We start from the raw sequence: 14,074 nt of genomic DNA, 5'->3' as shown, positions 1-14,074 counted from the left end.
GGCTCAGTCCCCACGGCATCTGGTATTACCGGAAAGTCACCACGCTCCCCTGTGGTCGTCGTAAAGAGATCAATAAATCCCTGCGTCCCCGAGACAAGCTGACGGCCCGTGCAGCTGTTGCGAAGCGGCTTGCCTGTGTGCGTTCCAGACCCAAGCCCATTCAGTTGCCTGCAGAGGTCAATGTTGCCCCACATGAGCAATCAGTAGCCCGGAATCAGGGGGGGGGGTTATTGCTTGGTGACACGCAGGGTGGCGTTGTATTTGAGCCGACCATGGGAAATATGTCTGTTTATCTCGCTTAGCAGCGTCTCTTTATTGATGGGCTTGGTGATATACCCGTTCATGCCATGGGAGAGATAGTATTGCTTGGATTCCGGCATCGCATCAGCCGTCAGGGCGATGATGGGGATATTTGCCCAAGGCATCTGGGAGGTGCGGATCCGGGTGGTGGCCACCAGGCCATCCATCACTGGCATCTGGACATCCATCAACACCAGATCAAATTCGGTGTGACCCAGTTTCTCCAGCGCCTCTTCTCCCTGAACGGCCAATGTGACCTGATGGCCCACGGAGTCGAGCATGGCGCCGATCACCTTGCGGTTGGTGGCATTGTCATCAACCAGCAAGATGCGATAGCTCTCCTGATCCAGCGGCTTGGACGGCAGGCAAACAATCGAGGGGATCGTGGTTCTGGCGGGCCAGATGTAGGTAAAAGTACTGCCATGTCCCTCGCTGCTCTCTACCGAGATATCGCCGCCCATCAGGCGTGCGAGGTTACGGGAGATTTCAAGTCCCAGGCCCGATCCGCCATATTGGCGGGTGATCGAGACATCCGCCTGGGCGAAACGTTGAAACAGGTTCTTTAGCTGACTTTTGCTCATGCCGATCCCGGTGTCCTGGATCGAGATGCGTATCGAGTAGCGATCCTGCTCCAACAGGGTGCTATCAACGTGGATCTTTACTTCCCCCTGATGGGTGAACTTGATGGCATTGCTCACCAGATTGAAGAGGATCTGGCGCACTCTCAGCGGGTCGATCATCAACCACTCTGGCGTATCGGGGGCAACAGTCAGGGTCAGTTTGATCCCTTTTGCATCGCAGTTGCTCTGCATCAGGGCCCGGATATCCTCCAGCAGCTGGGGCAAGTGATGGGGGGCCAGTTGCAGCTCGATCTTGCCCTCTTCCAGCTTGGATACATCCAGAATGTCGTTAAGCAGACCGAGCAGATGGTTTGCCGATTCGCGCGCCGTCTCTAGATAGTCTCGCTCCCTCGGATCCATATCCCGGTCGGCCAGCAGTGAGAGCATGCCGAGAATGCCATTCATGGGGGTGCGAATTTCATGGCTCATGTTGGCCAAAAAGCTGCTTTTGGCTCTTGTGCCTGCCTCTGCCGCCTGATTTGCCCGCAGCAGTTTGTCATTGAGCTGCTGCATCAGTTTGTGTTGCAGAAACGAGATATTCATTTGCCGCCAGATCAGCAGGGTGAGCACAAAGAGCAGCGCAAATTGCAGGGTCGCGATGAGTGTCGTCGTGATGATCTGCTCCCTCACGCTGTCGCGACGCGCCACATCAAACAGGGTCGCCTGCTGGTTCACCTCCAGGGTCAGCTGATGGAGCAGGGGAAGCAGGGAGGCAAGCTGTTGGCGCAGCTCCTGATGGGCAAGATTGTCCAGCGGCTTGGTGGCTTCCGGGCCGAGCCAGATATCCGCCAGAGAGATGTAGGATCGAATGGCTTTGCTTGCCTGCTGGTAGATCTCTGTTTGCTGAAGCAGGCTGCGATCCTTGCTCTCCAACACCAGATCCATGCGGCTGACCAGAATATCGTATCTGAGCTGGAAGGTCGGTTGCGACTCATGGAGCAGCGAGCTTTGAAAACGCAGCGCTTCGTTATAGAGCTGGAAATAGTTCCACATCACGTTGTCTTCGCCCTGGCTGGTACTGCGCTGCAGATCCTGAAATTGCCGGTACTGGATGGTACCAATACCGGCAAAGGCAAGGAGCAGCACACAAAGCACCACAAACAAGAAACGTTGACTGGCCGCCATGGAACGCATGATGGGATCTACTCCACTTTTATCGCGCTGATCTGCCAGATAGCCCGACCGTAATAGAGCTTGTTTTGCAGTTCGGGATATTGATCGAACGGATAGACAAGGAACAGCGGCCCTTTGTCACGCACCGACAGTGGCTTGCCATTGATCGTGCGGGCGAGGATGACCCGATACTGCTCGGCATCGCTTGTCGGCACCTGTACCGAGTAGTCATTGAGCGCGGTAATGGTGAGCTGTTTGCCGGTTGCCCCGACCTTGGCCAATACATCTTGCAGCAGCGGGCCGCGAAAGGTCTTGGCTTCGTCATACCATGGGGTATGGGTTTTGATTTCGTGTACCGGCAGTTGATCCAGCATGGCGCTGTCCCACAGGGCCAGAGCCTGATGAGTGGGGCTGCTGATGGCGCCTTCAACCTTCAACACGGCGCTGTCAGGGGAGGGGGCTGCGTATGCGGTGCCGCAAAGGGCTGCCAGCAGTGGTGCGATGTAAAGGCCTGCTTTCATGATCTCTCCTTCCTGGAAAATGGCGGCATGGGGGCCGAGCCAACGGTGGCTTGTGAAGTGTGTCCAAAGGCAAGCAATAATCGGGCCCAGTCTAATGGGCTTGAATTATCAGCCATTTAGCCTGTTATCGGGCGATCTCGGCCAAGGTGAATTGCAGTTTGCAACGTGCGGGGGAGGTCAATTGCAATTTGGCAATCAAAACGAGGAGTGGGTGTCGGAGAATAAGGCGCAAAGAGTATCATTTGGAGAACGAGTGCCGTGGCACTGCCCGGCATAACATTTGCAACGTGCTGAATGCCGTGACAGCAAATAGTCTGAGAATCGACAAGGAGCTAGCGATGGAAAGCATGACTTACACCCTTAATGATATCCAGGTAGTGGTACTGGAAAACGAGTTTGACGCGATGGCCGTCAGTGAGCTCCGCCCGTTGTTTGAAGCCCTCTCGACCCACCCGGGAGATATCCTGGCCGATATCAGCGATGTTCATTTTATCGACTCGTCGGGGATCGGAGCCTTGGTATTTCTCTATAAAAGATTGATTATGAACGGGCATCAGATGGCCCTTGTCTGTGGACCCGGTCAACCTCATGACCTGCTGGAGATGCTGCATATCGACCGGGTGATCCCCTGCCATGAGAGCATCAAGGCCTATATGCGTTCCCGTGGCATGATGGCCGCTGCATCATGAAACGGGTTGGTATCCTGCTATCGTCCATTCTGCTGTCGGGTTGCGCGCAGTGGCCGCCGGAGGGATATGGCGGCATGGCCGAGGCAAGACCCACCCGTATTCCGGTCAATGAGGATGAACGGCGGGTCTGGTCTCGTTATGATGAGCGTCAGAAGGAACTCGACTTGCAGCTGACGGAATTAAAGCAAGCGAGTCTGCAGGGGTGTATGCCTGCCGAGTTGAAACGACTACAATCTCAACGTATTGATATCGAACGGGATATGCACGGACGGCTCTGGTCGGATGTAGCCTGGCGTCAGACCGTGCTGGCACAATCACTACAACAAGTACGTTTGCGGCTGCAACAGACAACAGCGGATGGCTGTCGTGCTGATTGGTCAGGGCTCCCCTTACGCCAATGGGGGCAGACGTAACAGACGAAAAGGATGTCTATGAAACGGGGCGCTCTCGAAGGATTGATCTGTGTTCTCTTGCTGTTGTTCACCTGCCCGTTACTGGCCTCCACCTTGTTGGCTCCCGGTGATCGGTTGGCCATAGTGCAACCCGGTGAGCCTGCTTTTGATCAGCCTTTCCAGGTCAACAAGCAGGGGGAGATTGCACTGCCTGAAGTTGGCAACGTCGTGGTGGGGGGAAAGACCCTGCAACAGGCGGATGAACTGATCCGCACCGCCCTCAAACCTGTTTACAACAACCTCTCTCAATTGACCGTCACCTTGCTGGAGAAGCGGCTGCTGATTAGCGTGATGGGCTATGTCAAAAAACCCGGCAGTTATGATCTGGCGCCCGATGGCAACGTGCAGATGGCCCTCGATGCCGCTGGCGGTCTGGTGCCCGGTGCCCAGCTCAACAACATGCAGGTGCGGCGCGGCAGCACGGTATCTAGCTTCGACTACAAGCGTTATCTCGATACCGGCGATGCCAGCGTGTTGCCGCCATTGCAATCCCTCGATGTGGTGTTCGTACCCGCCTCTCCGCTGATCGGCAACGTGCAGATTGATTTTGATGCGGCAACCCTGGCGGCAGGCGGGGATGGCGATACTGGCAAGGCGATCAAGGTATTTGGCGAGGTCAACAGCCCCGGCGCCTTCAGTTTCAAGAGCGGCAACTCCATCGTGGATCTGCTGATGCGGGCAGGTGGTGTGACCCGCTTTGCCGGGGTGGAGCGGATCCGGGTGATCAATGGTGATGCCCCCGAGCTGTTCGATCTCAAAGCCTATCTCGACTCCGGCAACAACAAGTTGCTGCCCAATCTGGCGCCGGGCGCCACCATCTTCGTGCCCAAGGATGAAGAGCAGATAAAACGGGGGGCACGCACCATCTACATCATGGGCGAGGTGTTCAAACCCGGCGCCTATGAGGGGCGGGAAGGGGACTCCTTCCTCGATATTCTGGCCAATGCCGGTGGCCCGACCCGCTATGCCGAGAGTCGCCAGATCCGTTTGCTCCGCACCGATGGCACGATCGAACCCATCGACTTGCAGGCCTATACCGAAGGGATGCAAAAGGCGCTGCCCCAAGTCAAACCCGGTGATGCCATCTTTGTGCCGGAGAAGACCGACATTAACGAGAAATCCTGGTTAAAAGTGGCGCCCGGACGGGCGGTGATGGTGATGGGGGCGGTGCGGATCCCGGGCCGCTATGAATGGTCTGACGAGATGTCGCTGCTGGATCTGATCGCCCACGCTGGTGGCCCCAACGAGCGGGCCGATATCGCCAAGGTGCAGATCCTGACCGCCGAAGGGGGGCAGGCCACGCCAACCCTGTTTGATCTGGACAAGTTTCTCCATCAGGGGGGGGCGCTCGCCAGCCTGCCGAAGATCCGGGCCGGATTCACCATCATGATCCCCGAGCTGCCCACCGATCCCAGTGACAACAAGTCCCAATGGGTGCGCCAGTCACCGGACAGTTCCATCTATATCTTCGGTCAGGTCGGGGCCCCCGGTCGCTATGCCTTCAATGAGCAGATGGGCTTTATCGACATCCTGTCGGCCGCCGATGGTCCGACTGCGGCGGCGGATCTGCGCAATGTGCGCATCGCCCATCGCAGTGGCAGCACGGCGCGGGTCAGCAAGCTCGATCTTGCCCTCTACTTTGAAACCGGCGATGAAACCTTGCTGCCCAAGGTGCTGCCCGGTGACTCCATCTACCTGCCGGAGAAGAATCGCCCCTGGCTCGATGAGCCGAAGGAGAACACCATTCGGGTGCTGGGAGCGATCGCCCGCCCGGGTCGCTACCGCTTTGACTCCTCCATGACCCTGCTGGATCTGCTGGCCGAGGCGGGTGGCCCGACCAGCAGCGCCTATATCAAGAAGATTGTGGTGATCAACATGGCCACCAGTGGTCAGGGGGATCAGGCCCGCAGCTTCGATCTCGACGGCTTTGCCAAAGAGCCCGACTTTAGCCAGTTGCCGGTGCTGCGCGCAGGGGACACCGTATTTATCCCTGACAGCAAGAGCAGCAACTGGGCCATTTTCATGGATGGCATGCGCGACATCCTGACCACGATCTCGGTGGTGGCCCTGGTCGGGACGCTTTGATATGAGCATCCCCATTCAATATCTGGAGCTCGAATCCCTCTACGCGGCGACGGTCGCCCGGGGGATCCGCTCGCTGGCGGTCACCTCGTCGGAAGGGGGAGAGGGGGTGAGCTCCATCTGCGATGCGCTGGCAAGGCGCTCGGAGGCGGATGGGTTGCGCACCCTGCTGGTGGATCTTAACCTCTATCACCCCGGCCGCGCCACGGCGGTTGCCTGGGGGCCCAATGATGTGCCCGAGCCGGTGGCCACTGGCCGCTCCTTGTCCCTGCTCCCGGCGCCGGGCAAGGATCTGATGGCTTTCCGTAACAAGGATACCTTGCGCCAGCTGCTGGTTCGCTGGCTGGAGCATTACGATGTGGTGATCTTCGATACCTCGCCGCTCACCGCCCTCAATCGGGGCAATATTCCGGCCGATCAGGTGTGTGGGGCCTGTGAAGGGGCGCTGCTGGTTGTACTGGCGGGGGTGACCCCGACGACCGTGGTACAAAGTGCGGTGGATAAACTGACCCGTGCCGAGGCCAATCTGATTGGCGCTGTCTATAACGACAAACTCAACCCGGGGCTGGCCAGCGAGATCCTGCGCGAACTCAACCGGCTGCCCAGCAACCGGGTGACCGAATGGCTCAAGCGCTGGTGCCGGCGCAGTGCCTTGCTCAATTTCCGGATCTGATCGCCCGCTGATGGAGGCCCGATATGGATGACTGGTTGCGATCTGCTCCGGCAACCCTGCAGTCGGTGCGCGAACTGCGCAACCGGCTGGCGCAGGGACTCGCCCTGTTTCAGGTCTCCCCAAAGGATCAAGCCAACTGGCTGCTCTGTTTCAGTGAGCTGGCCACCAATAGCGTCAAGCACACCGTTCCTCCCGCGACCCGGCTCTGGCTCACGCTGAAAGAGGATGAAACGGGCTTGAGTCTGATACTGGAGGATGATGGCGGTCCGCAACCTGGTCTTGCCAGTGCGCCGTTACCCGATGAGCTGCAGGAGGGGGGATACGGGCTGGCGCTGGTGCACCAGCTGTTTGCCGAGGTGCACTTCTCTCGCGACGGTGAGCGCAATCGCGTGACCCTTCGCCAGCAGGGCCCGGTCAACCAACTGCCGGTGATCGCGGTGATCGATGATGACAAGGTGATGCGTGCCTTGCTCACCGCCTATCTCCATGAGCACTACCGGGTTGAAAGTTATGCCGACTCCCATGCCGCCCTGCTGGCGCTCGGAAAGCAGCCCCCCGCGCTGGTGCTTTCCGATATCGAGATGGAGGGGATCGATGGCTTTGGGCTGCGCCAGCAGTTGATGAAGGATCCCAAGATGAAGGGGGTGCCCTTTATCTTCCTGACCGGTCATCAGGATCAGTGGACCCAGAGTCGGGCGGGGGCGCTGGGGATCGATGACTTTCTGGTCAAACCCATCACCAAGCAGGACCTGTTGCTGGCTGTTTCGCGGGTGTTGCAACGCTCGGAGCAGCTCAAGTCGCAATGGGGCGAGCAGCTGGATCAGCGCATGACCTCGGCGCTGCGCCCGTTATTGCCCGCCACCTCCATAGGGGGATACCAGCTGGCGCTGCAAACCCGCGCGGCCACCGTGGGGGGCGGGGATTTTCTGCTGGTCAAGGATCGGGTGCTGTGGCTCGGGGATGTGATGGGCCACGATGCAGAAGCCAAGTTTTTTGCCCATGCCTATGCCGGTTATCTGCGCGGCTTGCTGACGGCCCACGATCTGGAGCGCGCCCCCGCCCGTTTGCTGACCATCTTGTCCAATGCGGTTCACAGTGATCCGCTCCTCGGGGCTACCCTGCTCACCACCCTCTGTATTGAGCTCGGCAACGAGGGGCGGGTGCAGTGGGCCAGTGCGGGCCACCCTGCGCCCTGGCTGGTCGGGCCCGGTACTATCCGTCAGGTCGGCGTGACCGGCCCCTTGCCCGGTTTGCGCCCGGATCCCCACTTCGTGACCAATGAGCGTCAGCTCAAGCCCGGCGAGATCCTGCTGTTCTGGACCGACGGCCTGCTCGATAGCCGTGATGCCGCAGAGCGCCAGCGCTGGGAGTCGCAGCTAAAAGAGATCTGCCTGACTTCGGGGCCCGGTCTTGAGCAACTGGCTCATCGCATCGCCCGCTGGTTTGATGAACGCATCAATGATGCCGCCCTCGATGACATGACCCTCTTGCTGGTCGCCTGTCCCGGCGCCTGATCCTGCCCCTCTTTGCCTGACTGGCCCGCTCTATGCAGCGCCTTATTTCAGGTGGCATGGAGCCACGGGAGGAGGGCCTTATGTTACCCATGCAGCAGATCTGGCTGGCCATCGATGCGCGTCAGGTCGGTGGAATAGAAGTTCACATTATCCACTTGGCCAACGATCTGCTGGCCAGGGGATTTCGCCCCACCATAGTGCTGGTGAGCAACCACGGTGTGACCCCTTTTACGACCTTGCTCAAACAACAGGGCTTGCCCTACGAGGTGTGCCAAAACAGCCGCGACTTTATGCGACGTCTGGCCCGCCAGCCTGCTTCTGTGCTGATCCATACCCACGGTTACAAGGCCGGGGTGCTGGGGCGGCTGACAGCCTGGTTTACCGGTAAATCGGTGGTTTCGACCTTTCACAGTGGGGATGACGGGGAGGGGTTGCTGAAGTTTTACAGCTGGCTGGATCGCACCACAGCGCGTTTTGCGAAGTGTATTGCAGTAAGCGAGCCCATCGCTCGCAAATTGCCTGTGCCAAGCACGGTGATCAGCAACTTTGTACCCATGCCTGCGACGCCTGCATCAGTGGCAGGCAACCGGATTGCCTTTGTCGGCCGCCTCTCGCCGGAAAAGGGGCCGGAGGGATTCTGCCAGCTGGCCGCCTTCTGCCCGGATGGGGCGTTTCATCTCTACGGGGATGGCCCCATGAAAAGTGCCTTGTTGCAGCAGTATGGTGATCGCGTCCAGCTTCATGGTTTCCAGAACATGGCCAATGAGTGGCACAACATCGACCTGCTCTGCATCACTTCCCGCTTTGAAGGGTTGCCGCTGGTGGCCCTGGAGGCGATGGCTCACGGCATACCGGTTTGTACCTTTGCGGTGGGGGGCCTGGTCAATCTGATCGACCATAAATCCAATGGCTGGCTGGTGGAGCCCGGCCATGTGCGGGATATGGCGGAGCTGGTCAACTACTGGCTGCGCAGCGATGGGGTGGTGCGCAGCAAAATGAGTCAGGCGGCCCGCAACACCATCGCCCGCGGGTACAGCGTCAACAACAGGGTGACCGATATTCTGGCCGTCTACGGCGCCTGAATCACGGAGAAACCTGTCAAAACGAGTGGCTGCAGGCTACTCGTTTTTTTATGTGCCGGTGTTATCGGGAGCAGGGGGCGGATTGCTTCTGTGATCACGCAACGCTTGGGTTTCTGCGGTGGGGCAAGCGGACATCAGGCCTGTGGATGGGGCCAGATGATGGCGATCAGGTCGCTGACTTCTCAGTGATCACCGCGGACGTGCCACAAAGATGCGCCATAAAAAAGGCCATTGCAGTGGCAATGGCCTGATGGTCTCGAGGTGTGGCTGAGATTGGCGGGGTTAGCGCCCCTTCTTGCCGACCATGATGGCGATCGTCTTGCCGATGATATGTACATCCTGCACCAGCCAGCGCCAGGGGTGGAGCAGGGCGACCGAGTAGGCCAGATCGAAAGCCAGCTTGCTGCGCACATCATCGAGCGACTCGTCGTAACCCTGATTGACCTGTGCCAGACCGGTAATGCCGGGGGCCACTTCATAGGTGCGTTCGATAAAGTACGGCACCGCATCTTCCAGCCGGTTGGCGATCCCGGGTCGCTCCGGCCGGGGGCCGATCAGCGACATCTCCCCCTTGAGCACATTGATAAACTGCGGCAGCTCATCGAGCCGGGTTTTGCGCAGAAAGTCGCCGCTTCGAGTGATCCGGCTGTCCCCCTTGCCACACCAGACCGGCCCGGTGGCCGCCTCGGCGTCAGCGCGCATGGTGCGAAACTTGATCATGAAAAAGAGCTCGGTATGGGTGGCGTGGCTGCGCCCGATCCGCAGCTGACGAAAGAACACCGGACCCGGGCTATCGAGTCGGATGGCCAACATGATCAGCGGCCACAGCGGCAGCGTCAGCAGCAGGCCAAGAGTAGCACCGAGCAGGTCCATGCTGCGTTTGACCACCAGGGTCAATCTTGGAATGGGGTGCGTCATACGGCTTTCTCCTGTGACATGAAACGTATGGGGGCGCGCAGGCAGTAGCGCAGGGTACCCATGCCGTTGTACCAGTGTCCGAGTACCAGATAGTGGATCTTGCGAAACAGATTGGGCCAGGGGTGCACAGGGGTCAGCTGGATCAAGATGACCAGCAGATACCCCAGCAGTTGCAGCCCCAGCAGCAACTGAAACAGCAGGGATTGGGTGGCCAGCGGGATGGCGCAGAGCCACAGCAGGGTCAGGCAGAGCGGCATCAACACCCGCAGCCCCTTGCCACTGGCAAAGTTGAAGGCAACCCAGCCGAATTTGGGGTGCAGCAGGGGCAGTAACCGCAGCAACTGCTGGGTGTTGCCAGCGCCGATCCGCTTGCGCCGTGTCGCCTCCAGCGCGGCATCGGAAACTTCCAGCTCCAGTGCGGCGCAGCGATTGTCATAGACCGCCCGATACCCCTTGGCGATGGCTTGCATCGGCAAGATGAAATCGTCGTTGATGGTATCGGCAGCCAGCGGGGTGAGGCACTCCCGGCGCATCATGTAAAAGGCCCCATGGGCCCCCAGCATGCCGCCAAGGGCCGACTCGTAGAGCTTGATCTGGCTTTGATAGTGCCAGTAACTCTCCTCGCCCTGTGAGCCCGGTTGCCAGAAGCGGTACGCTTCCCCGACCACCCCTACCTTGGGATCGGCAAAATGGGCGACCGCCAGCAGCAGGCTGTCGATGGGCAGCAGGGCCGAGACATCGGTGAGGGCCACCAGATCGCTGTGCACCCGGGTCATGGCCTCGTTGAGCACGGCGACCTTGCCGCGATTGCGGGGGTGATCAAACAGCCTGATCTGCAACTGCTGCAGGGCGGGATCACCGAGCTGGCTCAGCGCAATGGGGTAACTGTTGTCGCTGCAGCCGTCGAAATGCACATGCACCCACAGCTTGTCGGCGGGGTAATCGAGGCTGGCGAGGTTTTGCAGCTTGGCCGCGATGGTCGCCGCCTCGTTGTAGACCGGCATCAGCAGGGTGATGGTCGGCAGCGCCTCATCGGTGGCGTCTGTTTTGAACCCTCGATCCAGAGGGCGGGGCGGATTGGCTACCTTGCGCGCCTGCCGACCACCAAATTTGAGCAGCAGGGGATAGCCGACATGGTGGTAGACCACCAGTACAGCGCACAGCCAGAACACGATCATGATCCATTCCATGGGATGCTCCTCTGGTCATCGGGTCGCTTGGTCAGCGGCTGTAAAGCTGCTGATAGGCCTGAGCCATCCGGCTCAAGCTGCTTTGCTGGCACACAAACTCTCGGGTGACGGCACGCAGGCTATGGCACTGCAGCAACCCTTGTGCCAGAAGCTGGGCAAGGCGGCCGGGATCCCGCTCCGACAGGATATGGCCGCTGGCCTGACAGACGATCTCTCTGGCCGCCCCCACATCGCTCATCACCACCGGCACCCCGCACGCCTGTGCTTCCAGCACGCAAAGCGGCATCCCCTCCGCCAGCGAGGGGAGGCAGAAGAGATCCAGCCCCTGATAGAAGCGCGGCATGTTTTCGACCAGCCCCAGAAAATGGACCCGATGGGCGATCCCCAGCTGCTGACACTGTTGTTGCAACGCATTTTGCAAACTGCCGACCCCTGCCAACGCAAGATGCACCTCCTCCGGCAGGGCGCGGATCGCCTCCAGCAGCAAGGTGTGACCCTTGACCGACTCAAGGCGGGCGGCGCAGCCAATCAACTTGACCCCTTGCGGCAGTCCCATCTCCTGACGGGCGAGGGCGGCGGCGCCCGGGGCAAAGCGCAGCTCATCGATGCCGTTGGGGATCACGGTTGGCGACAACTGGCCCAGCTTGGCCAGCAGCTGGTTGGCTACCGGCGTGGCATCGGCCACCAGAATGGGTTTGAAGACGCGCAGTCCCCACAGGGCCAGCGTGCGCTGATGGGGATCATCGAGATACCAGGCATCGTGCTCTGTGTGTACCAGGGTGGGCACCCGGGCCAGCCGACTGGCCAGCCCGCCATAGAGCATGGGCCCAAGATGGTGGGTATGTACCGCGGCTGGCTTGAGTTGGCGCAGCAATCGGGTGAGCCGCCAGAGGGTCGCCAGCGACCAGCCCGCGGGCTTTTCCAGACAGTGAATATTGCCAGCAAAGGGATGCAGAGCGGGCCATGCCCTTAGCACATCCCCTTTGCACCCTTCGAGAGAGATGATATGCACCGGTTGCTCGGCCGGGCTCGCCTGCGTGAGGTTGAGCACCATGGTCTCCAGCCCGCCGGGCTGCAGGTGCTGCACGATTTGAACGATGGAGCTTCTGCGGGGATGGGGTCTGTGCGACGGGATTGATGACAACATGGTTCGCGCTCCGGCAAGGGAAGGGGTGACACCCCGGATAGCGGGAGAATGCGAATCTTGTACCACTCTTGCTATCTGCCCACAGAGGCGATCAGCTCCTGTAGTGGCACTGCCTTTGCATCGTGCGGGGGGAGGGCTTTTCTCAGGGAGTGATGCCATGCCTGTTCAGTTCTATTACAACCTCTACATCATTCTCTTTGCCGCCTGGCGCCGTCGCTATCTGCTGGTGATCCCGGTACTGGTGATGCCGCTGGTGGGCGTGACGGTGGGTCTGCTCACCCCCAAGGAGTATGAGAGCCGCACCACCTTTATGGTGCCGCAAGATGCCAACCAGACCCCGACCCTCAAGGATCTGATCACTCAGGAGAGCCTGAAAGATCGCTTTGCGGTGCTCGAAGCCCTGCTGCGCAGCCGTTATGTGCTGGACGGGGTGGCGCGGGATCGCGGTCTGGTCAATGACGAGACCCCGCCAGCCCAGCGCGATGCCATCATGGACTGGCTCTCGAGTGCCGTCTCGCTGCGGCTGATCGGCGATGAGGTGATCGAGATAAAGGTCAAGGCGGATTCGGCGGCCAACAGCGCAGGTTTGCTCGAAGCTATTTCGCGGCGCTTCTTCTTCAACCTGCTCAGCAAGGGGCGCCAGTCGGCGGAATCGTCCGAACGTTTCCTGCAAAGCCAGCTCGACAGCCGCCGCAGCGAACTGCAAGCGGCTGAGCAGTTGCTCGCCGATTTTAAACGGGAGCATGCCAGCGCCTTGCCCCAGCAGCAGAGTACCAACGTCGCCCGTCTCTATGGTTTGCAGGAGCGTTATGCCGAGAGCCTGATCACCCTGCAGCAGGCCAAGGCCCGGATCGATCAGCTCTCGCTGGGGCAGGAGAGCCAGCTGGCCCGCCAACTGGATGAGAAGCTGCAACTGATGCGCACCGAGCTGGTGTTGCTGCGGGCCCGCTACAGCGACGAGCACAGCAAGGTGCAGAGTCTGCGCTATCAGATTGACCAGTTGCAGCAGGAGTTTGAGCAGCTCAAATCCCAACCGGATATGGCCCGCGGGCCCGAGTGGCAGCTGGCCCAGACGCAGCTGACGGAGGCAGAGCAAAACGCCGCTGGCTTGAAGAGTCAGCTGGATGGGCTGGACAAGGTGGTCGACTCCCAGGGGGATACCGAGCGCCAACTCGCCGAGCTGGAGCGGGATCTTGCGGTCAAACGCACCCTCTATCAGGATTTGCTGCTGCGCTATGAGAAGGCCAAGGTGACCGGCGATCTGGGCAACTTCGAGCAGGGGGAGCGGATCAAGGTGATCGACAAGCCCTTTGCCCCCAGCAAGCCGAGCAACTACCCGCTCTGGCTGTTTCTGCTGGCGGGCATTGTTGGCGGGCTGGGGCTCGGCTGCGGTCTGGCGCTGGTGGCCGAACTGGCGGATGCCAGCCTGCGCCGCTCCGATCAGCTGGCCGCACTGGTCAAGGCGCCGGTGCTAAGCCGCATTCCCTACTGCGAGCCGGTGCCGGACTATCCATCCCATAGTGATCAGGCGCTCGATGGGCAGGTGTTGCCCATGTCACCAGAGCCGGGGTGATTGCCACAAAAGCTGGCTATCAGCCTGAATCTGGATATTTCTGAACAGGCCTTGTGATAAGGCCTTTTTTAGGGGGATATAAACCGCGACTAAACCCCTTGTGGTTTGATCTCCACAGCTCGTCGATTTTTTCCAGCGCAGATGTGAAATATGATGTGACTCGTTATTTTACCATCTTAAATTTTTCTCTCTGTGAGGTT

General features: G+C 59.8%; 12 protein-coding genes. 7 read left to right on the top strand and 5 right to left on the bottom strand.

From position 1 onward, the window contains the following. Positions 1-227: 227 nt before the first annotated feature. Complete coding sequence (locus G5367_RS01850) at positions 228-2,054, bottom strand: ATP-binding protein (RefSeq protein ID WP_421243675.1); 1,827 nt, start codon at positions 2,052-2,054, stop codon at positions 228-230. An 8-nt stretch (positions 2,055-2,062) separates the two neighbouring features. After that, complete coding sequence (locus G5367_RS01845) at positions 2,063-2,554, bottom strand: molybdopterin-dependent oxidoreductase (RefSeq protein WP_005351410.1); 492 nt, start codon at positions 2,552-2,554, stop codon at positions 2,063-2,065. 338 nt (positions 2,555-2,892) lie between these two features. On the opposite strand from G5367_RS01845, the gene G5367_RS01840 reads away from it, so the two are divergent. The 6 genes from G5367_RS01840 (at position 2,893) to G5367_RS01815 (ending at position 9,046) form a co-directional block, all read left to right on the top strand. Next, the gene (locus G5367_RS01840; protein WP_236357273.1) at positions 2,893-3,243 is read left to right on the top strand and encodes an STAS domain-containing protein; all 351 of its coding nucleotides are present in this window, start codon (positions 2,893-2,895) and stop codon (positions 3,241-3,243) included. Next, complete coding sequence (locus G5367_RS01835; RefSeq protein WP_139442702.1) at positions 3,240-3,656, top strand: hypothetical protein; 417 nt, start codon at positions 3,240-3,242, stop codon at positions 3,654-3,656. Before G5367_RS01840 ends, G5367_RS01835 begins: the two co-directional genes overlap by 4 nt. An 18-nt stretch (positions 3,657-3,674) precedes the next feature. Beyond that, entirely contained in the window at positions 3,675-5,780 is a 2,106-nt protein-coding gene (locus G5367_RS01830) for an SLBB domain-containing protein (RefSeq protein WP_167572627.1), read from the top strand. A gap of 1 nt (position 5,781) precedes the next feature. Next, entirely contained in the window at positions 5,782-6,450 is a 669-nt protein-coding gene (locus G5367_RS01825) for a tyrosine-protein kinase family protein (RefSeq protein WP_005360129.1), read from the top strand. A gap of 23 nt (positions 6,451-6,473) precedes the next feature. After that, a complete protein-coding gene (locus G5367_RS01820) occupies positions 6,474-7,964 on the top strand; it encodes a SpoIIE family protein phosphatase (RefSeq protein WP_421243672.1) in 1,491 nt (496 codons plus the stop codon). Positions 7,965-8,044: 80 nt separating this feature from the next. Beyond that, entirely contained in the window at positions 8,045-9,046 is a 1,002-nt protein-coding gene (locus tag G5367_RS01815) for a glycosyltransferase family 4 protein (RefSeq protein ID WP_421243671.1), read from the top strand. A 282-nt stretch (positions 9,047-9,328) separates the two neighbouring features. Here the strand turns inward: G5367_RS01815 and G5367_RS01810 are convergent, their stop codons facing one another. Genes G5367_RS01810 through G5367_RS01800 form a run of 3 tightly spaced genes read right to left on the bottom strand, consistent with a single transcriptional unit; the run spans position 9,329 to position 12,301 of the window. Continuing rightward, a complete protein-coding gene (locus G5367_RS01810; protein WP_005333398.1) occupies positions 9,329-9,964 on the bottom strand; it encodes a sugar transferase in 636 nt (211 codons plus the stop codon). Then, a complete protein-coding gene (locus G5367_RS01805) occupies positions 9,961-11,154 on the bottom strand; it encodes a glycosyltransferase family 2 protein (RefSeq protein WP_421243670.1) in 1,194 nt (397 codons plus the stop codon). The genes G5367_RS01810 and G5367_RS01805 overlap by 4 nt, the downstream gene beginning before the upstream one ends. Positions 11,155-11,185: 31 nt before the next feature. After that, a complete protein-coding gene (locus tag G5367_RS01800) occupies positions 11,186-12,301 on the bottom strand; it encodes a glycosyltransferase (RefSeq protein WP_144712878.1) in 1,116 nt (371 codons plus the stop codon). Between the two features lie 157 nt (positions 12,302-12,458). Between G5367_RS01800 and G5367_RS01795 the strand changes: the two genes are divergently transcribed. Continuing rightward, positions 12,459-13,874, top strand: a complete 1,416-nt coding sequence (locus G5367_RS01795) for a GumC family protein (protein WP_421243669.1) — start codon at positions 12,459-12,461, stop codon at positions 13,872-13,874. Positions 13,875-14,074 lie beyond the last annotated feature (200 nt).

The sequence above is a fragment of the Aeromonas sp. 604282 genome (assembly GCF_049170575.1).
Taxonomy (GTDB): domain Bacteria; phylum Pseudomonadota; class Gammaproteobacteria; order Enterobacterales; family Aeromonadaceae; genus Aeromonas; species Aeromonas veronii_A.
This window is presented reverse-complemented; position numbering and strand designations above follow the sequence as displayed.